General features: G+C 68.1%; 10 protein-coding genes and 2 pseudogenes. 5 read left to right on the forward strand and 7 right to left on the reverse strand.

What is annotated here, in order from left to right; translation table 11 throughout:
• Positions 1-261: 261 nt before the first annotated feature.
• Both ACWCQS_RS41380 and ACWCQS_RS41385 read left to right on the forward strand, forming a co-directional pair.
• A complete protein-coding gene (locus tag ACWCQS_RS41380; RefSeq protein WP_451009289.1) occupies positions 262-4,599 on the forward strand; it encodes a LamG-like jellyroll fold domain-containing protein in 4,338 nt (1,445 codons plus the stop codon).
• 703 nt (positions 4,600-5,302) lie between these two features.
• Entirely contained in the window at positions 5,303-8,104 is a 2,802-nt protein-coding gene (locus ACWCQS_RS41385) for a hypothetical protein (protein ID WP_451009290.1), read from the forward strand.
• 834 nt (positions 8,105-8,938) lie between these two features.
• On the opposite strand, the gene ACWCQS_RS41390 is transcribed toward ACWCQS_RS41385, so the two are convergent.
• The 4 genes and pseudogenes from ACWCQS_RS41390 to ACWCQS_RS41405 all read right to left on the reverse strand — a co-directional run.
• Positions 8,939-9,715 carry a hypothetical protein gene (locus ACWCQS_RS41390; protein ID WP_451009291.1) on the reverse strand — a complete coding sequence of 259 codons (777 nt, stop codon included), beginning with the start codon at positions 9,713-9,715 and terminating at the stop codon, positions 8,939-8,941.
• 109 nt (positions 9,716-9,824) lie between these two features.
• Entirely contained in the window at positions 9,825-12,995 is a 3,171-nt protein-coding gene (locus tag ACWCQS_RS41395; protein ID WP_451009292.1) for an SGNH/GDSL hydrolase family protein, read from the reverse strand.
• Positions 12,996-13,138: 143 nt separating this feature from the next.
• A complete protein-coding gene (locus ACWCQS_RS41400) occupies positions 13,139-13,819 on the reverse strand; it encodes a hypothetical protein (protein WP_451009293.1) in 681 nt (226 codons plus the stop codon).
• 44 nt (positions 13,820-13,863) lie between these two features.
• Positions 13,864-14,163 (reverse strand): annotated as a pseudogene (locus ACWCQS_RS41405) (RHS repeat-associated core domain-containing protein); the annotation flags it as partial.
• On the opposite strand from ACWCQS_RS41405, the pseudogene ACWCQS_RS41410 reads away from it, so the two are divergent.
• Positions 14,077-14,952: pseudogene (locus tag ACWCQS_RS41410) on the forward strand (IS3 family transposase); the annotation flags it as partial. The pseudogenes ACWCQS_RS41405 and ACWCQS_RS41410 overlap by 87 nt on opposite strands.
• Before the next feature lie 684 nt (positions 14,953-15,636).
• Positions 15,637-16,230, forward strand: a complete 594-nt coding sequence (locus ACWCQS_RS41415; RefSeq protein ID WP_451009294.1) for a hypothetical protein — start codon at positions 15,637-15,639, stop codon at positions 16,228-16,230.
• Between the two features lie 141 nt (positions 16,231-16,371).
• Here the strand turns inward: ACWCQS_RS41415 and ACWCQS_RS41420 are convergent, their stop codons facing one another.
• Complete coding sequence (locus ACWCQS_RS41420) at positions 16,372-17,187, reverse strand: class I SAM-dependent methyltransferase (protein WP_451009306.1); 816 nt, start codon at positions 17,185-17,187, stop codon at positions 16,372-16,374.
• Between the two features lie 395 nt (positions 17,188-17,582).
• Between ACWCQS_RS41420 and ACWCQS_RS41425 the strand changes: the two genes are divergently transcribed.
• Entirely contained in the window at positions 17,583-19,109 is a 1,527-nt protein-coding gene (locus ACWCQS_RS41425) for a flavin monoamine oxidase family protein (RefSeq protein WP_451009307.1), read from the forward strand.
• Positions 19,110-19,383: 274 nt separating this feature from the next.
• Here the strand turns inward: ACWCQS_RS41425 and ACWCQS_RS41430 are convergent, their stop codons facing one another.
• Together ACWCQS_RS41430 and ACWCQS_RS41435 are read right to left on the reverse strand one after the other, a co-directional pair.
• The gene (locus ACWCQS_RS41430) at positions 19,384-20,250 is read right to left on the reverse strand and encodes a 3-hydroxybutyryl-CoA dehydrogenase (protein ID WP_451009295.1); all 867 of its coding nucleotides are present in this window, start codon (positions 20,248-20,250) and stop codon (positions 19,384-19,386) included.
• A gap of 16 nt (positions 20,251-20,266) precedes the next feature.
• Complete coding sequence (locus tag ACWCQS_RS41435; RefSeq protein ID WP_451009296.1) at positions 20,267-21,943, reverse strand: CocE/NonD family hydrolase; 1,677 nt, start codon at positions 21,941-21,943, stop codon at positions 20,267-20,269.
• Position 21,944: the final 1 nt, after the last annotated feature.

Genomic DNA, 21,944 nt, shown 5'->3' on the forward strand with positions numbered 1-21,944 from the left:
CCTCAAGGTGAAGAAACGGTAAGGAACCCGCAACGGCGCCGTGACGATGGAAACGGAGGAACCTTATTGATCAGACATCAGTTCGGCAATACCCTGTGCCGGCGGTCCCACCAGGAACTACGGCCGCTCCAGTCACTCAACTCGCCCATCAGCGCCCGGCGACGACACACGGGGCACGTCCAGTCCACCCGCGTACGCCTACGTCACTGATGCCTCGTCGGACCGGACACCAGTCCTGATCCACACCTCGAAGGGGTTCCCATGGGGGGAAGAACGCACCTGCACCGCAGGCGATGGTCCACCGCGCCGCACCACCTGGCCGTCATGGCGGTCCTGGGGGCGCTGGTCCTCGGGGCAGCCCCGACCGCATCCGCGGACAGCAGCGACCCCACCCCCGGCAACCCCACCCAAAGCGCCCTCCTGCAGGCCCAGTCCACCGGCAAATCCGTCCCGGTCGACGCGCTGACCAGCGAAACGTCGACCACCACCGCCAATCCGGACGGATCACTCACAACGACCGAGTACGTCCAGCCGGTGCGAGTGATGAAGAACGACACCTGGACGCCGGTGGACGCATCGCTGGTGAAGAACTCGGACGGTTCGTTCAGTACAGCGGCAACACCCAGTGGCGTCACTCTCTCAGGCGGTGGCAGCGGTCCGCTCGTCAGCCTCACCGACCCGGCCGGCCATAACCTCGCGCTCTCCATGCCGTTCACGTTGCCCGCCCCGGCGGTCAGCGGGGACACCGCGCTGTACTCTTCGGTCCTGCCCGGGGTTGATCTCCAGGCCACCATCAGCGACCAGGGCGGCTTCAGCGACGTGCTGATCGTCCACGACGCCACGGCCGCCGCCAACCCCGATCTGCGCCGGCTGACCCTGGCAGCCACCACCCAGGGACTCACCCTTGCCGGTACGGCTGACGGCGGGATGACCGCGAAGGCGGCGGACGGCACCACCGCCTACACCAGCAGCGCCCCGGTCATGTGGGATTCCACAACCACAACGGCCAGTCCTCAGACCGCGTCCATGCGCCTGGACGACACCACGTCCACCACCTCGCCCGCCGACGGGCCAGCACCGGGGGCCGACGTCGCGCCGGTGACCATGACGACCACCAGCAGCGGCCTCACCCTCGCCCCCGACTCCTCCATGCTCACCAGCTCGAGCACCACCTGGCCGGTGTACATCGACCCCAGTGTCCTGCCGAGCGAGACCACCAACCATTACTTCGAGGCCCAGCAGGGCTGCGACTCCTCCTCCGCCAGCTCCCACGAGTACGACTACGCGCAACGCTACGGCGAAGGAGTCGGCTACCAGCGCTACTCCTCGTCCAACGGAGACTGCATCGGCGCCCAGCGCACCTTCTACCAACTGGACACCCGCAATCTCAACAGCAGCATGGACATCATCAAGGCAGAGCTGCATCTGACGGAGACCTACGCCGAGGCCTACGGCTGCACACACACCGCACCCGTCACCCTCAAGTGGACCGGAGGCATCTCCTCCGGTATGTACTGGGACACCCAGCCGAAGGCGCTCTCGACCATCGGCACCCAGAACCCGGCCAGTGCCTACAACGGCGCCTACGTCAACCAGCCCACTAGTTGCGGCGATCAGAGCGTGACGTTCACCGTGACCGGCGAGATCGCGTCCGTCGCCGCAGGCAACTACGACACGTGGACGGTCGGCCTGTACGGCGACGAGGACTCCTCCACCAGCGACATCGACTTCATGCGGTACTCCACCAACCCCTACATCCAAACCACCTACGACATCCCGCCCGACACCCCGACCGACGAGACCACCACACCCGACGCACAGAACCCCTCCGGCGCCAACTGCGGCAGCAGCACCCGCGGCTGGATCGGCCAGACGGCACTGGACGGGAACACCAGCGACATCACCCTCAACGCCAAGCTGAAATCCAACGTCAGCGGCGAGAACGTCAAGGCCGACTACACGGTCTGGGACGACCAAACCGCCAACAGCACCGGAAACCCGGCCACCGTCGCGACACCGAGCAGCGGCTACGTCGCCTCCCTCACCACGGTGCACATCAACATCGGCACCACGGTGCAGGACGGCCACCAGTACGGATGGCAGGTCCGCGCCTACGACGGAATCAACTACTCCGCCTGGAACAGTCCGTGCGGCTTCAAGGTCGACCTGACCCCGCCGTCCCAGCCCACCGTGACCGCACCGAGTACCGTGTTCCCGCCCTCCGGAAGCGGCCAGACACCCACCGGGTACGCCGGCCAGACCAGCAGCATCACCGTCACCAGCAGCGACCCCACCCCGACCGGCTGCACCCGCGGCACCTGCCTGTCCAGCGACGTCTGGCGCTTTTGCTACGCACTCGACGTCCAGCCAGCCGTCAACTGCCCCGACTACGTCACCGCGACCACCAACTCCAGTGGCACACCCAGCGCATCCATCCCGCTTAACCCGACGACATGGGGCACCCACACCCTCTACGTCGAAGCCCAGGACCACGCAGGCAACACCCAGGCACTGCCGACCACATACACCTTCTACGCCCCCTGGTACCCGGCCACCAAGGTCGCCGCAGGCGACCTCAACGGCGACGGCGTCCCCGATCTGCTCGGCACCACCAAGAGCGGCGACCTCACGCTCCTGCCGGGCAACACCGACCCCGGCAACTCCCCCACCGTCGCCTCCACCGCATCTCAGAGCCCCGACGGCAAGAGCCGCTGGAACGACTACCTGATCACCCACCGCGGCAGCCTCAAGCAGGACGGCCTGGACGACCTGTTCGCCTACAACAAAAACAGCGACAAGCTGTACGTCTACAAAAACGACGGGGCCATCTCTTCAGGCACTGCCGGCCACTTCACCAACACCGCGGACGTCTACGGCCCGCTCGACAGACCTCAGTGCCTTCCCACGGCGGACAACGCCCACAATTGCGATACGTACAACGCGGCCGACTGGTCCTCGGTGGCCCAGATGATCGCCCCCGGCGATGTCTACGGAACCGGCTACCCCGATCTGATCACGATCGAGAACAAGCAACTCTGGCTTTACAAGGGCTCCGCGCAGGACAGCAGCTACCTCGGCCCGGCCACCGGCGGCACCACCAGCACCACACCCGTGCTGCTCGGCACCGGCGACTGGTCCCACTTCACCCTCATCGCACCCGGAACCGTCGGCAACACCCCCACCCTCTGGGCCCGGGACAACAACACCGGAACCCTCTACACGTTCCCACTCACCGCTGACAGCAACGGTCTGCCCCCATTGCTGACAGCGCCCAGTTCTTCCGCGCTGACCTCTGGGCTCACTGCATCAGACGGCTCCAGCCTGTGCGCGGACGACTACCACTCCGCCACCCAGAACGGCAACAAGATCCAGATCTGGGGCTGCAACAACACCCTCGCCCAGTCCTGGACCCCCGCCAAGGACGGCTCGATCCGCGTGCTCGGCAAGTGCCTGGACGTCACCCACAGCGGCACCACCGACGGCACCCCGATCGACCTGTGGAACTGCAACGGCACCGGCGCCCAGCAGTGGACGCTCGGCTCCAACCACTCACTGATCAACCCCGAGTCGGGCAAGTGCCTCGACGACCCCAACTCCTCCACCACCACCGGGACCCAGCTGCAGCTGCACACCTGCAACGGCACCAACGCCCAAAGCTGGACCTCCAGCACACCAAGCACCTGGTCCAGCAATGCCGCCACCGCTCTACCCGTCACGCTCGCGACCAGTGACTACCCGACCATCGCTTCACCCGGAAACCTCAACGGAACCACCGCCGGCTACCCCGACCTCTACACGACCACACCCGCCGGCGAACTCATCGAATACCCCGGCGCCGCCCCCGACACCAACGGCACGGCCACCTTCGGCTCGCCCATGACCGTCGGCTACTACAACGCCGCGAGCGCCGCCTGGCCCCTGAACGACGCCACCGGCACCACCGCAACCGACTCCGTCGGCAGCAACGACGCCACCCTCAACGGCGCCGCCACCTGGACCAACGATTCCAGCCGCGGAACTGTCCTCCGCCTGGACGGCACCACCGGCTACGCCGCCAGCGCCTCCAGCGCCCTGCCCACCGGCACCCACACCGACCCCGCCGACGGCACCACCACCGACAACAACAGCTTCAGCGTCTCCGCCTGGGTCAAGCTCAACAGCCTGACCAGCAACTCCACCTTCGTCTCCCAGTCCGACAGTGCCGGCAACGCCAACGGCTACCAGCTGTACTACTCCTCCGGCTCCCAGAAATGGGCCTTCAGCCGCCACAACGACGACACCACAAGCACCGACTTCACCGCCGTCTACGGCTCCAAAGCCACCACCGGCACATGGACCCACCTCGTCGGCGTCTACGACGGCCCGACCAACACCCTGAACCTCTACGTCAACGGAACCCTCACCGCGACCAAGACCTTCGCCGGCACCCCCTGGCCCGCCACCGGCCCCGTCCAGATCGGCCGCCGCCTCTACCAGGGCACCTACGGCGAATACGCCAACGCCGACATCAGCGACGTCCAGCTCTACAACACCGCGCTCCCCCCATCCGAGGTCAGCGCACTCGACTACGACCAGACGCCCTACACACAACTCAGCTAGACAACCACGTCATGCGGGCCCCGGCTTTCCCACAGCCGGGGCCCGCTTTGCTGCAGCGGGCCCGCCGTTCCCGCGGCCGCTCCCCCACGTCCCGACCTACAAGTTCCCGCACAGCCGTTCCACCGCCGTTCGCAGCCGCCGCTCACCGCGGGTCGTCCCGCACCAACACCAGGCCAAGCCAATCCGGCTACCACGAACCGCACACCGAGCCGTCTCAAGATCAAGCAAGCAAAAATCCCACATCGGGACCTGCTACATGAACATTCCTTTCTCCTTCACCCTCATCCATCCACTTCTTTGCGATCTTGTTGCAAATACTTTCTTCATACATGCAGTCACCTCATGGGAACCTCTGCATCGCTTGCACAGAACATGACCAGACTGCCTCTGAACGGTGTACGAGCCGCGTCCTCCACCAGTGGCGCTCCGGCCGCAACTGTCAAGCAATCGGACAACACCGCCTTCGGCCCCAACACGAAGGTGATGACGGCCAGTTATCTCGAGGGCGACGGCTAGGCCACCTCGTCCTCTGCTACAACCACGCGGTCCCGACCCCGGCCGTGTGCACCCCCGCCCCCGGCAACGGTGCTTTCGCCCCACCCGTCCACCACTACACCGACCAGTAACAACGCAACACGCCAAGCAACAATCGGACCGGGCACCCTGCACGGGGGCCGGCCCGGCTCACGCCCAGGAGGAACGGGTGGCCCAGCACACCCTGAGGAGCGGATGCATCGCGGTTGCCGCGGCATGCGCCCTCGCATCGGGGGCCCTGCCCCTGACCACCGCGACGGCCTCGGCCGACAGCCCCAGCGAGACGGTCATTCCGGCCGCGCTGCTGAGCAATCCGCCCAAGGACGTCGTCGTCTTCGCAGGCACCGGCGGTTTCCTGCACCAGTCCGATAACCAGTCCGCCTTCGTCTGGACGAAGTACGCGGGCGGACCGGACCTCCCGGTACCGCAGGTCACGGCCAACCCTGCACCCGGATACTGGGGCGCGGGCGCCGACGTGGTGGCGACACCGTCGGCCGACGGCTACCACCTGCACGACATGGACTCGGATACGACCACGACCATCAAGCCCGGTTCTGGCCAGAGTTACGTCGGGACGTTCGGCTCACGCCTGCTGACGGTCACCAAGGCCGCTGATGGAGCCGTGACGGGCTTTCACGTGCTCGGCGTGGCGGAGGGGCAGCAGACCGACACACCGGTCACGGGCTGGCCTGCGGGCGCCACACTGCAGGCTGTGGTGATGGCCGGTGACGCCAACTCGGTAGTACTGCGCTATACCGAGAGCACCAACGGCACCACGGAGAACCGGCTGGCGCTGGTGGACCTGGCCACCGGTGCGGTCACGCCCGTCATGGGGCCGCTGGTCTCCGGTGCCCGCGCTGTGCTGTCCAGCACGTACATCGCCTGGTATTCGTCGTACGGTGCCAACGGGACCACCTCGGGGGGCCAGGTCCATGTCGTGTCCCGTTCCGCCCCCGGCGGAACGGAGAACACCATCCAGGTCCCGCCGGCACCGCTGGGCAGCACGTACACCAGCACCCTCTACCAGGTGGGCATCGCGGGCGACTCCCTGCTGATCACGTACGCAGCGTCGCACACCGGCCCGTCCAGCGCAGACGACACGATCGGTTACCCGCTCTACACGATGCCCCTGTCCGGCTCAACGGCCTTGACGCCGGTCCTGGACCACGTCATTACCAGCAGCGTCAGGCAGGAGCCGGGCGGGGCCGTCGTCGTGGGTGGCTCGTCGGTCACCGACTGGGCGGCCCGCCGGTTCACCGCCGGTTCCGCGGGCACCCCGACGGGAACCGCCGTGGACTCCGACCCCGCCATGCCCGCCCCCATCGACGGGCTGACCCTCGCAGGCGGGAAGCTGTTCACGGTCCGGCGCACGTCCGCCGCTGGGGACCTCGTCTACGACCGCAGCGTCCAGCCGGGCTCCCCACCCTCCTACGGCACCGAGCAGAACTTCGGCTCCCCCTTCGCCCCCACCCACTGCGACACCACGGCCACCTGCAACCCGCCCATCGCCACCGGCGACGGCAACATCTCCCAGCTGTGGGCCGACGCCAACTCCGAGGGCGACGCCGTCACCGTGCAGTCTCCCGGCGACTCCGCCGTGATGGTCACCCCCGGCGCCACCGGCGGCACCCTCGTCGACGCCGAGGGCCCCTACGTGGTCTACGACGGCGGCTCCACGAAGAAGCAGTACATCGGTGACGCCGACGCGGGCGGCACCAGCCACGTGCTCTTCAGCCGCCCGATATCTGCGGCCGCGCTGTCCGGCTCCACCGTGTGGGTCCCCGGGAGCACGGCGGGCACGCTGACCCAGATCGACCTCACCACTCAGCGCACCGTCCAGACCGTCTCTACCGACGCCCCGTGCGTGCCCAGTGAGCTGCAGGCCGCTGCCCAGCACTGGGTGTACTGGTCCTGCGGGCCCTCGGGCCCGGCCGGCGTGCACGACCTGGCCACCGGCAAGGACGTCCCCGTACCCGCCCATCTCGCCCAGCTCGGCGACGGAATCGTCGTCGAACACGACACGACGGCGGGCAAACTCACCCTCACCGACGTGCACACCGACACCGCCACCACCAGCGACCTGACCGACCTTCCCGCCGGGCCGGTAACCGACGACCGCCGCGTGACCTGGGCCGTCGACAAGGAACAGGGCGAGATCGCCTACCTGGACAGCGGCAAGAACATCCACCTCGCCGACCCCCACATCCCCGTCTCCACCCCCGCACCCGCCGCCGGTTCCTTCATGTATCCCGGCCAGCAGCTGGCCGCGGGGCACAGCCTCAGCAGTTCCACGATGACGCTGACCATGCAGACCGACGGCAACCTCGTCGCCCGCCTGAAGACCGGCAGTGGCAGCGGCCAGACGGTCTGGTCGACCGGGACGAGCGGCAACTCGAGTGCGTACGCGATCATGCAGACGGACGGCAACCTCGTCGTCTACACCAGCACTGGAGGCCCCGGCAAGGGCGGCGCCCTCTGGTCGAGCCACACCTACGGCCAACCGGACGCGTACGCCACCGTGCAGACGGACGGCAACATCGTCGTCTACGGCAAGGCGAGCACCTCAGCGCTGTGGTCGAGCGGGACCTACGCCCGATCGCAGACCATCGCCTCCGGCACCGCCCTCAAGCCCGGCTGGTGGACCCAGGGCACCTACACCCGCCTGGTCATGCAGATGGACGGCAACCTCGTGATGTACCGCCGGCGTGACGGCGCCGCCATCTGGTCCGCCCATACCTCCGGCCATGCGGGCGCGTACGCCGTGATGCAGTCGGACGGCAACTTCGTCGTCTACAAGAGCACCGGGGGCCCGGGCAAGGGCGGGGCGTTGTGGTCCAGCGGGACCAGCGGCCACTCCGGCGCGTACGCGATGATGCAGAACGACGGCAACCTCGTCGTCTACAAAAGCACCGGCGGCCCGGGCAAGGGCGGCGCCCTGTGGGCCACCGGCACCAACACAACCGCACGATGACCCGGCCCTGACCCCTGCCATGCGGCAACACGGGGCCGCGCACACCGCGGCCCCGTCAGGGCTGGACCAGACGCCCGCACCCACTGTCGGCCCGACACCGGCCTCGGCACCAACCGATACGACCAGCGTCCTGATAGCGGTACTTGCAGTAGTCCTTGCCACCCACCAAGACAGAAGTGACGTGCTTCAGCAGACCGTCGGAGTCCTGCTGAACCTCCTGTCATGTCGGCTAGATGAAGCCCAGCGATACCCCGGGTATCACCGGGTACTCGACTGCGACCTGTCGACCGTCCAGCCCCGCTCAGCAGCATGCCGGAGGGGGTCCTCGCCAGGAGCGGTGAACACCTCGTCCCCTTCGAGCAGGACGCGCGTGGTGAAGGGGGTGGCCCTCGCAGGGCCACCACAGCTCGATCGCGGTGACCTGGGTCACGGCCTGGTCGTACGCCTGGTCCTCGAACTCGGCCTGCTCGGCTTGACGTTCGGCGGACAGGGCCGCTTCTTGCAGTCGTCGCACAGGTTCGGGTGGGTGTCCTGTAAGGCGTCCCATCCGGCGGACTCGATGGCCGTCCACCGTTGGTCGGTGAACCGGGTGTCCCAGCTGACGCAGACGAGACGACGGGCCTCCCGATCGGTCCTCTGCTGCTCGGCCGCGCGGCGCAGCTGCTCCTTGAACTCCTGCTTGCAGGCTTCGTACTCGGCCTGCTGCGGGCGTCGTGGGCCTCACGACGAGGTTTCGCCCTCGCCTGACACCTCCGCCACGACGCCAACCCCCGCACGTCTGGCTACGCGCGTGCTTGCGGGAGCTGATGACGCCGTGCCCGGCCGGCACCGCCGTCACTCCGTGCGCGTGCCACCGTTCTTGAGCACCCCGTAATAGTCGCTGTAGGGGAGTTCCAGCTTGAACACCAGGCCGTACCGTTTCCGGATGGCGGCGACCGTAGCGGTATTCGGGTCACGTACCACGCGGGACACCGGCGGATCGTCGACTAGCCCAGCGTAGGGCTCCTCGACCAGCCGACGCGGGGCGCCGTCGCGTGTCGTGTCCCAGGTCAGCGTCTGTCCCAAGACGGCCAGCCTGGTCGGCTCGGAGGCCTTGGGGCCCTGAGGGTTTGGGCCGTGCCCCCGGTAGTAGGCGACGAGCCGCTTGCCGTGGTCGTCATGCGTGAAGGGTATGGGACTTCCGGATCCCGCCGGCCCGGAACGGGCGTGGTCGCCCGCGGTCAGAATCCCGTCGAGGGTGTCGCCCACGTGCCCGGGGTCGGCGCCGTAGTAGGCGGTAATGTTCATCGAGCAAACGACCTTGTAGTCGTCGGTCTTCTGCTGGAAGAACCAGCCCGGTCCCGATCCCGGTACGCACACGTCGTGCACCACGACCAGGCCGAGCGACAGGGGCGTGCGATCGGCGTACGCCCGCGCCACGCCCCGAAGCCGTTGCTCCTTCCGCTCCCGGGCCTTCACCGCCTGGCCGCTCTCCCCGAGCTTGCGCAGCTGCTTGTCGCTGACGGCACGGTCCGGGGTCGTAGAACAGCCCGAGACGGCGAACAGGACGAGCACCGCCAACGAGCCCCACACGCTCTTCGAGCCGGCGGCTCGCCGCGCGAAAGTCCTCATGCTTGTCCGCCCCTCATCAGAAGCTGTCTCCACATCGTCGTAGGCCCGGCCCGACTATCACTGTCCACCAGGACGGCCGGGCCGGGCATGAGTACTCGTACTCAGACGGCTACAGGCTCATGCCTGCCATCGTGCGCTCGAGGGCGTTCGCATACAGGCGTGCGCCCCCGATCTTCGGGTGGAACGACTGGGCCGACAGGCCGTACTGGTTGATGAGCGGCCAGTCCTTGATCGGCTCGTCGGACTTGGTCAGGGTCTTGACGATGCCGTGGACCTGTTCCGGGTCACCGCACACGCCCTTGCCTGCGAAGTCGCTCTTGGGGTTGGAGAACCACACGTTGATGCCCGAGGCCTTGGCGTCGTCGGCCGCGCCCTGCATCGCTGCCGCCAGTGTGTCGGCGGTGTCGTCAAGCCAGGCCGCGGATGCCTCGGACAGGCCGATGGCCATGCCGCTGACGCCGATGTTCAGGCACGATCCCTTGTCGGAGATCAGGGGTGGGTAGCCCATCAGGACGATCTTCGCGTTCTGCGCCCTCCTGTGGATCTCCTTCAGGACCCGTGTGATGTCCGGTCGGACGACCTGGTTCATGAGGCCCGGAACGGCCGTCTCCAGCGGCTGTCCGAGGAAGGGCTTGTCCCGGCCGTTGACGCTGTCGTCTGTCTTGTCGAAGGTCTCGCCCTTGCAACTGCCGTTGCCGACGGATAGAAGGCACTTCTGGACGATCTGGGAGAACCGGGAGTCGTTGCCGCCGATGGAGATCGTGACGAGGGTGGTGTTCTGGTCCAGGTAGCCCTTGTCGATCTGGGGCTCCTCGCCGTTCTGGCTCTCGCCCTTCGACAGAGCGCTGTCGTCCACGTCCTTGGGCAGAACGTTGTAGGTGCGCGCGCCCGAGCAGGCGATCAGATGGTAGTCCATGCTCGGGTCCAGTGAGTCGTCCAGCTGACCGATCGACTGCGACGCACCGGGCATCGTGGCCTGACGCGACCACGCCTGGGTGGAGCGGTGGCAGGCGTTGCGGGCGTTGTCGTCGAGCTTGCTGCGGTAGTTGGTCTCCGTGTAGTAGTCCCGGTCGCCCTCGGAGGCGCCTTCGCCGGAGGAGTAGGAGTCGCCCATCGCGACGACCACGTTCTTCGGCTTGTCCGGCAGCGGCTGGAAGGCGACCGAGCCCCAGGCAATGTCCTCGTCGGCCGTGCCGTCGTCGGTGACATTCGACAGCATGACCGCCGGCCGCCCAGTGAAGTGGAAGGCGCCCAGGCTCACCCAGCGTCCCGCACGCTGCTGCACGGACCGAGCGGGGCTCGTGCTGTCGGTGTTGAGAACGTGGTATTTGGCCTGCCTGGTCTGCGCGCCGGTGTCGGGCAGATGCACCAGGATTCGTGCCCAGCCGAGATCCTGTCCGAGGGTCCAGACGCCGTTGATGGCCATCGGGCCGCCGTCGCCGCCGAGGTGATCCGCGTTGCGGGTGTGGGCGTACCAGTAGTGGCCGCCGTAACCGCCGCCGACCTGGTGCAGGTCCTCCTTGCCCTCGTAGTGGCCGTCGGAGTCAGGGAAGAATCGGAAGCCGAAGGTTCCCGCCGATCTGGTGTTGCCGCAGTCGGACCAGGTCGGTGTGCCGTCCGGTACAGAGGCCACGACCTTCGCCCCGGAGGGGGCTCCCTTGCAGACCGGGGTGCCGTCCTGCAGACGATGTCCCTGGCCGGGCTCCGAGATCAGCGTCTGGTACTTGATGTTCTCGTGCCCGCAGGTGTTCTTGCAGTCGGGCTTCCAGGTCGCGTTGGGCTGGTTCCACCAGTACTGCTTGTAGCAGTCGATGTTCGGGCAGTTCGGCGGAACGTTCGGGTCGCAGTTGTTCTTGGTGTTGCAGAACGTGTCCAGCGGCGGGGAGACATGGCTGCGGTAGTCCTTGCTGGTCCACCAGGCGGGCTGGAAACCCGCGGAGTTGAAGCCGGAGTCGCCGGGCCAGTCCTGCTTGCCGTCGGTGCCGTAGGAGAAGCCGGTGTCGATGGACCAGGCGGCCCAGCCCATCACCTTCTCCTCGTAGGGCCAGTCCTGCGGATGCGCGGCGTCCTTGTTCGCGGTGGGGCCGTCCACGTCGGTGTCCATGAACGGATGGCCCCAGCTCTTCTTGTAAAGCGGGTTGGCCGGGTTGTTGTACCAGCCCAGACCCCAGTGACCGGCGTTCTTGCCCGCGTCCGCGGCCGGGTTGTAGCCGAGGTTGTAGTTCCACACGGCGGTGAACCAGTTCTCGACCATGGAGGGGTCGTCGTTGTTGACGGTGACCGTCTGCCCGGCGGCGTGGACCTCGTTCCACTTGTCGGCCAGGATCTGCATCGCGGCGGCGATGTTCGTGGCGTAGTCGACGGCGATGGCCTTCTGCAGGCCCGGGTCCAGCGCCTTCTCCTTGTGCCCGTTGTCGTCCGTCTTCTCGTGGCCGGCCAGGCGCATGCCGTCGGTGACCTGTCCGACGCCGTACCCGCAGTCGGATTTGTCCCAGTGGATCTTCCAGTAGGCGTCCGGGTCGTTCTCCACGGCCTTTCGGCCGTAGTAGCCGTCCATCGCGGCCAGCGGGTTGCCCATCTGGCCGGGGATTGAACCGCCCTCGGCCTGCCACAGGTTGGACTCTTGCGCCATGATGCCGAGCAGCACGTTCGCCGGGATCCGCCCGTTGCCGTCACCGCCCGCCAGCGTCGGCACCTTGAACAGGCCCTGGGGGTCGATCGTGCCCAGTCCGGTCTGGCTGCGGTATCCGCCCTGCCGCAGGTACTGGGAGCGCAGCTGGCCGCGTACGGCCATGTCGACGGCCCACTCGACCTGGTTCGGCGTCGGCTGCAACGCCTGGGCGTTGACGTCGTTGCGGGAGATGGCGCAGATGCGGTCGGTGTCCCGCGGGTCCGTCGCCGTGGTGGGGTCGTTGCCCCGCGCCACCGAGGAACCCTTGCCCTTGCCGCCGGCGATGGGGAGAGCGGGGCTGGGGTTCTTCCCGCTCGGTGCCGTCGTGTCCGCGACCGACTGGGTGACCTTCTCACCGGTGGCGGTGGCCGTGCTGGTAACGGTCACGGGCTGGTCCCCGGCCACGGTCTCGGGGGTCGGCCTGGTGTCCTGCGGGGCGGGCTCGTTCCTGGTGAATCCCTTGCCCGCGGTCTTGAGGTGCGCCAGACCCGCGCGGATGCCCGGGGTGAGGACCGGTTCGACGGCGAGGCGCCCTAGCGTGGAGATGTCCGTATCGGCGGGCGCGTCGATCCGGGTGATGCCGGTGTCCCGCACCCTGGGGGAACCCAAATGCTGTAACACACCCGCTGCCGCGCAGTACGTACCCTCGCGGGCTACATCGTAGGCATTCAGCCCGTATGCCGTAGCCGCGGCCGGGGCTCCGGTCTCGGTCGGCCCTCCGCCGCAATTGAGGCTCGGCTTCAGCCTGCCGTTCAATGGCCGGCCTCCCGGCCGCGGTGCGGTGCGGGCTCCTGCGGGCGGTGCGCCTGCTGGTCGTTCGGCCGCACCGGGTACGCTCCATCGGCATCGTCCTGTTCAGCGTAGCGGTCCGTGCGAGCGCGGGAGGCGTCGGCCGCCTTGGTGAACGCGTCCTTAGGGTGACGCAGCCGCTCGGCCGTGAGATCGAGGGCTTCCACGTCCGTGCGGGACTCCCGCAAGGCCCGCAGTGCCGTCATGTCGACCACCTCCTGAGGTTCGGCCTCCGGCTCCTGGTCGTCGTGCTCAGGGTCGACGGCCGAAGACGCCAGCAACTGCTCGGGCATCGCCGCCTGCTGGTGCGGGACGACGTCGTACGCCCGGCCCCGCACGGCGGTGGTGGTGCGCAGCTTCTCCCGCACCACCGCACCGGCGAGGGCGGCCCGGTCGTAGCTCAGCGGGAGGCGGGGTATCTCCCACTCCCCCGCTGTCTGGCCCGGGGCCCGGGGCGCAGCCGTCGCGCCGGGATCGGCCGGGGCTTGCCGATCCAGGTCGGGCCTGGGGGTCGGTGGGCGGCCCGGGGCGGGGAGATCGGACAGCGCCCACCGTGCGGTGTAGAGGCGGTAGCCGGACTCCATGCCGCGCACGGTCTTCGGCTCGCTGATGTCCAGGCAGTGAGTGGCGATGGCAGCGGCCACGATCTGGTCGTCCAGTTGAGTTCTTGGGGGCTGGTGGCTTCGAAGAGGGGGTCGAGGCTGATGAAGCGGCCGGTGGTGGGGTCGTACTGGCGGGCTCCGACGATGGTCAGACCGGTGCTGGTGTCGTTGGGGGCGTTGAGGAAGCCGCGGTTGTCGCTCCAGGTGACGGTGGTACCGCGAGGTGCGCCGTAGGGGGTGAACTGGCGCCAGGTGGGGGTCTGGGCCGCGGCCCACCTGTCGCAAGCGCATCTGCCGGGAAAAGGATCTACCCGCTCGTGAAAGAGCTGGCCGTGGACGGGGTGCCCGTCACGGTGACGTGCCGGGTGCTCAAGCTCGCCAGACAGCCCTACTACCGCTGGCTCGACAAGCCGGTGGCCGACGCTGACCTGGAGGAGGCATATCGCGCGAACGCACTGTTCGACGCCCACCGCGACGACCCGGAGTTCGGCTACCGGTTCCTGGCCGATGAAGCACGTGGTGCCGGGGCCGGCATGGCCGAGCGAACCGCGTGGCGGATCTGCCGGGACAACCGCTGGTGGAGTGTCTTCGGGAAGAAGCGTGGCCGGGGCAAGAAGGCCGGCCCGCCGGTGCACGACGATCTCGTGAGCCGCAACTTCACCGCCCCCGGCCCGAACCGGCTGTGGCTCGCCGACATCACCGAACACGCCACTGGCCAAGGCAAGCTGTACCTCTGTGCGGTCAAGGACGTCTTCAGCAAAAGGATCGTGGGCTACTCCATCGACACGCGGATGCAGTCCCGCCTGGCCGTGACTGCCCTGGACAACGCCGTGGCCCGGCGTGAACACGTCGACGGGTGCATCCTGCACAGCGATCGCGGATCGCAGTTCCGGTCCCGGAAGTTCGTCCGGGCTCTCGATCGCCACCGGATGGCCGGATCGATAGGAAGAGTCGGGGCGGCCGGCGACAACGCGGCCATGGAGTCCTTCTTCAGCCTGCTGCAGAAGAACGTCCTCGATCGCCGGACCTGGGCCACCCGTGAAGAACTGCGGATCGCGATCGTGTCCTGGATCGAGAGGACCTACCACCGACGCCGCAGACAAGCCGCACTCGGCCGGCTGACACCCGTCGAATTCGAGACCGTCATGACCACACCGGCCCTCCAGGCCGCGTGACCGAACCTGTCACCCGAACCTGCAGCAGACCCAAGGTGAAGTAGGCGCCGTTGTCGTCCTCGTGGAACTGGTCGGCGGTCAAGTGGACGATGCGGGTGATGGGCAATCCATAGAGGCGCGCTTCCGTGACAGGCGTAGTCGGATATGACTGACGAGGAGTGGGCCGTGGTCCTGACGGGGTGGCTGGAGAGCCGGGGCGGGCAGCCGGATGGGGTCCATTTCTCGGGGATGCTGTGCGGGATCTGACGCTTGAGCAGCTAGATGCGTACGCGGCGTCAGCTGTAGACATTGTCGGCGCTCAGCGCGTCCGGGCAGGGTGAACAACGGGCTCGCTGTGCAGTCCGGCACTGGAGGGAGCGCTTCACTGTGCAAACAGACCCCTCGCGCCGCCCGCAGCCGTCATAGGCTCTGGTCTGGTCGGCGCCGCGCGGCTCGCCTCGTACCCAACGGCGATCCAGCGCCACAAGCGCCTCGATATCGGCACTCCACACAACAGACATCGGGGGCTCTGCATGAGACCGAGGGCCCGGCGTCGCTGATTCTCGCCTGAGATCTTGCATCCTGCGTCAAAAGCATTGATCTAGGCCGTGTCGCTCGGCATGCCTCCGCTGTTCGACCACGGACACCATCCACAATCTGGGCTGCTTTTGGGCCACCGTCATCAGTGCGGGAAGGGTCAATCCCATGCACAAGGTACGTAGAACGCTCGCGGCACTCATCGCTGCCGCAAGCATTATCGCTTCGGTATTGCTCGGCGCATCGCCAGCGTCGGCCTACGGCACAAGCGGATCAGAGGTCTACCACTTCACCTCCAACCACTACTACAGCATCTCCAGCGACTTGGGCGCAGGGTGCGTCGATGACTCCGCCCAGTACGGTGTCCGGATCTACCCGTGCAACAGTGCGAGCATCGCCAACGGCTACCAGGCGTGGTACGCCTACAACGTCGGCTACGACCCCGTCTCCGGCACCTACGGCGCGACGATGCTTCAGAATGTCAAGACCGGCCAGTGTCTGGACTATTCGCTCGCCTACAAGCTGCGGGCATACCCCTGTAATTTCAGCAGCTTCAATGGCGGCTACCAGGCATGGGTACCCCTGTACGGCACGGAGTACAAGGGGGTGGGAGCGACTGAGCTGCGCGTAAAGGCTGCCGATGACCCCAACTATGAGTCTTTGGATTACTCCTCGCAGTATGGGCTGCGCTGTTACATCGAGAATGGGCCTTCGTTCTACAACGGTTACCAGGCATTCCACGTCTACGACCTCGGCCAGTAGGGGGGCTGGCTTCGTAACTGACGTGCGACACCGTTTATCACCGAGTCCGGGCAGCACTTGATGATCACAGGGCCGGAAAATGTCGATGAGAACTGACTCCGGTCAGGTGCTTACGTACTCGGTGGGGAACCGGGAGGCGCTCTACCGGCGGGCCGCCGAGATCAGTCCGCCGGGCCGCTCCTCGCGCTGCGGCGGGGTGCTGATCGGGCGGCCGTAGGCGGCAGCGCGCTCGCGCAGGGTGTGGCAGTCGGCCTCCCAGCCGTGCCCGGCCAGCCAGCCCACCGGGTCGTCGGGCATCTCCGAGACCCACATGGACGCCGCCGATCCCGGCACGGCATCCGCGCCGAAGCGCTCGATCACGCCGCGCGAGCCCAACGTCAGCCCCATCCGACTGCCTGCCGCCGACTGCGCGCTGATCCGGGCCAGCAGCAGCTCCACCGCGTCCTCGGGCAGATAGATCAGCAGTCCCTCGGCGATCCACACGGTCGGCACGGCCGGGTCGTGCCCTGCGGCGGCCAGCGCGCCTGGCCAGTCCTCCCGCAGATCCACCGCGACGGTGATCCGCTCGCAGCGTGCGACGGCCCGCTCCTGGCGCAGCACCGAAGCCTTGAAGTCCAGTGGGGCGGCGGTGTCGACCTCGAACAGCCGGGTGCCCTCGGGCCAGTCCATCCGGAAGGCCCGGCTGTCCATGCCGGCTCCGAGCAGCACGACCTGCCGGACCCCGGACTCGGAGGCCTGCTGCAACAGGTCGTCGAGGAACTTCGTCCTGATGACGATGGAGAACGCCACGCCCAGCCAGCGGCGGCGCGCGGCCTCGTCATCGGGCAGCGGCGGCGAAGAGGGCCATAAACCGCCGGCGGTGGCGAAAGCCTGTGCCAGCGGGTCGCGGAACAGCGCGTTCTCCCGCTCGGTCTCCAGCGCCCGCACCCTGGCCACCCCCACCGCCGTGGCCCACACTCCCGACGGCTGCACCCGCTCCTGCTCATCAGTCACCACGCCAGCCTAGATGATCGATTCCAAGGGGAGCTGATGAGTGGAGCCAGAGTCATGCGCGGCTGGCCGGTCATCCGCGCACACTCGCCGCACTGGTCATGACGGGCAAGAACAGACGTCTTCCCCTTGACGGCCTCAGTGCGTCTACCCACCGGTATCCAGCCCGTTAGACATGTGCGCCCAGAGAAACGCGTGGGATACACGAGTAACTGATGGGCTGTAACAGGCCATTGGCACGCTTCCCCCGTTCGATTCAAGATCGAGAGGGAGTCCGACGCATGGCACAGACTCAGAGCGGTTCGGGTACGAGTCGGCGGGCGTTCTTGCGCAATGTGGGCCTCACGGGCGGCGCGGGCACGATGTTCGCCACCATGGGCGCCCTCGGGCTCGCCCCCACCGCGCAGGCCGCCCAGCGTGAACAGCCCTTCCGCCCCCTGAAGCAGAGCGACTTCACACTCACCGGACGCGGCGCCGCCAAGGTCGTCGTCATCGGCGGCGGCATCGCCGGGCTCGCCTCCGCGTACGAACTCGGCAAGGCGGGCTACGACTGTACGGTCCTGGAGGCCAGAGAGCGCACCGGCGGCCGCAACTTCACGGTCCGCGGCGGTGATTCGACCACCGACCTCTACGGCAACACACAGACGGCCCGCTTCAGCGAGGGCCACTACATGAACGCGGGCCCCGCCCGCCTCGCACAGTGGATGGTCACCCTCGACTACTGCCGCGAACTGGGCGTCCCCGTAGAGGTGTTCACCAACGTCAACGCGGACGCGTACATCTTCAACGAGTCGGCCGGCATGACGAAGCCGATGCGGTACCGGACCGCCAAGGCCGACGTCTACGGCTATGTGTCGGAGCTGCTCGCCAAGGCCGCGGGCAAGGGCGCTCTCGACAAGGAGCTGACCGCCACCGACCAGGAGAAACTGATCGAGTTCCTCAAGGACTTCGGTGAACTCGGTGACAAGCTGACGTACGAGGGCGGGGAGCGCCGCGGATACACCACCGTTCCGGCCGCCGCGGGAACCCCCGGCGTGCTGCTCGGCGACATCCCGTCCGCCTCCGACATTTTCGCCAGCGGGGTCGGCCGCTACTTCTCCTTCGAGTTCGGCTTCGACCAGGCGATGCTGATGTTCCAGCCGGTGGGCGGCATGGACCAGATACCTAAGGCCCTGACCCGGGCGATAGGGACCCACCGGATACGCACAGGGGCCGCCGTCTCGAAAATCACCGACAAGGGGAGTGGCGTCAGCGTCACTTACACCCAGGGCGGTCGTACGAAGGTCATCGACGCCGACTACTGCATCGGCGCCCTGCCGCCCAACATCTTCGCCAAGGTCCCGCACAACCTCGGCGCGGGCGTACAGAGCGCCCTGGAGGCGATCACGCCGTCGTCCGCCGCCAAGATCGGCCTGGAGTACAGGTCGCGCTGGTGGGAGCTGGACCACCGCATCTACGGCGGCATCACCGAGACCGATCAGGACGTCACCCACATCTGGCACCCTTCGTACGGGTTCCACGGCGAGCGCGGCGTCGTGATCGGCTACTACAACTACGGCGACGACGCGGACTCATACGCGAAGCTCACCCCCGCGGAGCGCGAGAAGCGGGCGGTGGCCGCGGGCGTGAAGATCTACGGCGAGAAGTACCACAGCGAGCTCGCGTCCTCCTTCTCGCACCACTGGCGCCAGACACCCCACCTGGAGGCCGCCTGGCACGACACCCCCGGCGGTCCCGACGACCCCCGCTACAAGCCGCTGAACGAGCCCACCGGACGTGTCTACTTCGCGGGCGACTGGCTCAGTTACACGGACGCCTGGCAGCACGGCGCGTTCACCTCGGCGCGCAAGGCGGTCACCGCCCTTCACGCGCGCGTGCTCTCCTCGTAGCCCTCCCCACGGTCCTACCGGCCGCTCGGGGCGACCGAAAAGCGGGGGAGCAACGCCAACTTCCCTGGGTTGAGAGCAGGGCGGCGGCGTCCCGCAGCAGTTGCTGGCCGATCTCGGCCGACCGGCGCAGCTCGTAGCAGACCGGTTCGCTCACGGCGAGCGGGCTCCCATTCGTCCCGGGACGCGGGGCTTCACCGAGATCGCTCCAGGCTCCCGCACGGTGGTCGCGGACCACCCGGCGCTGCTGTCAGAGCCGGCCTGCCGCCGCTGAGGCCTACGCGGTCGCGTAGTCGTGGAAGCCTCGGCCGGTCTTCTTGCCGAGCAGACCGGCCTCGACCATGCGCAGCAGCAGCGGAGGCGGCGAGTACAGCGGTTCCTTGAACTCGGCGTACATCGACTCGGCGATCGCGTGCGTCGTGTCCAGCCCGATCAGGTCGGCGAGCGCCAGCGGGCCTATCGGGTGCGCGCAGCCGAGCACCATGGCCTGGTCGATGTCCGCGGCGGTGGCGAAGCCGGACTCCAGCTTCCGGACCGCGGAGAGCAGATACGGGATGAGCAGCGCGTTCACCACGAAGCCGGCGCGGTCCGTGGAACGGATGATGTGTTTGCCCAGCACCGCGGTGACGAAGTGCTCCGCACGCCGCTGCGTGTCCTCGCCGGTGAGCAGGGACGGCACGAGTTCCACCAGGGGGAGCACCGGCACCGGGTTGAAGAAGTGGATGCCGACGACCTGTTCGGGCCGTGCCGTGGCCATGGCGAGCTTCATGATCGGTATCGAGGAGGTGTTGGAGGCGAGAACGGCGTCCTCGCGCTGCACGACCTTGTCGAGGGTGGCGAACACGTCGATTTTGATCCGTTCGGTCTCGGCTACGGCCTCGACGACCAGATCCCGGTCGGTGAACTCGCCGAGGTCGGTGGTGAAGCGCACGTGGGCGAGCGCCCGTTCGCGGTCCGCGTGCGACAGCTTTTTGCTGCTGACGCCGCGTGCGAGGGACCGCTCGACGCGCCGTCGCCCGGCGGCCAGTGTGTCCGGGCCCCTCTCGGCGACGAGAACGTCCAGCCCGGTCCTGGCGCAGATCTCGGCGATGCCGGAGCCCATCAGTCCGGCGCCCACGACGCCGATACGGCGGATGGTGTCCATAGGGTCGTTCGTCCCTTCAGGAGTACGTAGGCCTGGGGAGCACGGTGAGCTCCAGGTGGGCGCCGTCGTGCCCGCCGGTCAGCAGCCATTGGGTGCTGCCGGTGGGGCGGCGCGCCCGCCATGGGTGCGCGGTGCCTGCGCTGTGCGGGAGGTAGAGGGGGAAGCAGCTGGAGGCCAGCTGGACGCGGAGCCGGTGGCCCGGTTGCACACGATGTCCCGTGTCGCCGAGGTGGATGGGGACGCGGTGCCACTCGTGGGCTCCGGACAGCCGGTACGGCGCCTCGAGGATGCGTCGGCTGGTGCCGTCGGGCGCCACCTCGCAGAGCTTGACGACGAGGTGGCTGACGGCTGCGGTGGAGGTGACCGGCAGCACCAGCCGGACCGGGCCGGCCAGTTGCAGCGGGTCGCCTAAGGCGGGGCCGGTGAACGTCAGGACGTCCGGCCTGCGTTCCACCGTCCGCTCGTCCGGCAGCGCGAGCAGGGGGCGCCACCAGTTGAGGTCGGTGGTCGGTACGGGGTTCGCGGGGTCGTGGTCCCAACACGCTGTGTGCGGTGTGGTGTCGGGCCGTGCGGACAGCGCTCCGCCGTGCGGGCCGGTGGCCGCGGCAGATGCGTCGACGAGGTGGAGCCGGACGCTGACCGCTTTGGGCGGGGGCCAGCACCTGGCCGTATGCCATCTGCCGCTCGAGCTTTGCCAGCGGACGGGCGGCAGCGGCGCGCCCGCTGCGCCCCCTTTGAGGTGGCGCAGCAGGAAGTCGGTCGCCGGGCTGAGTGAGCGGTCCAGCATGGCCTTGCGCGCGGCCGGATCGGTGAGGTGGTCGGGGCTGCGCCCGCTCGGGGTGAACAGGTCGTCCTGGTGGTCGGTGGCGCCGGCGAGCAGGTGCTGCGGTGCGCTCGCGGAGCTTCGGGCCCGCTGCCAGTCGCGCAGTTGGCCGCGCTGGAACAGGTCGTACCAGCCCGTGCAGTGCAGGGTGGGTATCCGTCCGTGCCCTGGGTCGCGGCCGCCGAACGCCAGCTGCTGCCAGCGCGCGTCGCCGGGCGGTGTGGTGGCCCATTCGGCCGGTGGCAGCGGGGAGCCGGTTTCGGGCAGGGCGTCGAGCAGTTCGGCGAGCGGCCGCCGGGACCAGTCGGGGGCGGGCAGGACATTGGCGCGGCCGGCCCAGGTGGACGTCAGCCACTCCACCATGGGCCCGAGCCTGAATACCCCGCCCCGGTGGACGAGTTCTTGGCCGATGTCGGTGGTGGTCAGACGGGACACGAGTGCGCGTACGGCCGGGTGGCCGGACGCGGCCGCGGCCCAGGCGGTGAAGCCGAAGTAGGAGTTGCCCCAGCAGCCCACCGTGCCGTTGGACCAGGGCTGGGCGGTGATCCAGTCCAGGGTGTCCCAGGCGTCGGCGACTTCCGCGGTGAAGGGGACCGGCCGTCCCTCGGAGCGGATCTTGCCGCGGACGTCCTGCGTCACCACGGCGAGTCCGGCCTCGGTCAGCCGGGCCGCGATGTCCGGCAGCAGGGTGTCCGGGTGCGTCTTGTCGTACGGGGTGCGGATCAGCACCGTTGGGAGCCGTGGGCGCCGCGTGGGCGACGGGGGCAGGTGGACCTCGGTGTGCAGCCGTACGCCGTCTGGCAGGCGCACCCGGTGGGGCTCCGCCTGCGGGATGGGCGTACCGAACGGCACGGGGACGGCCGTACTCACC

Source organism: Streptomyces sp. NPDC002076 (genome assembly GCF_053593835.1).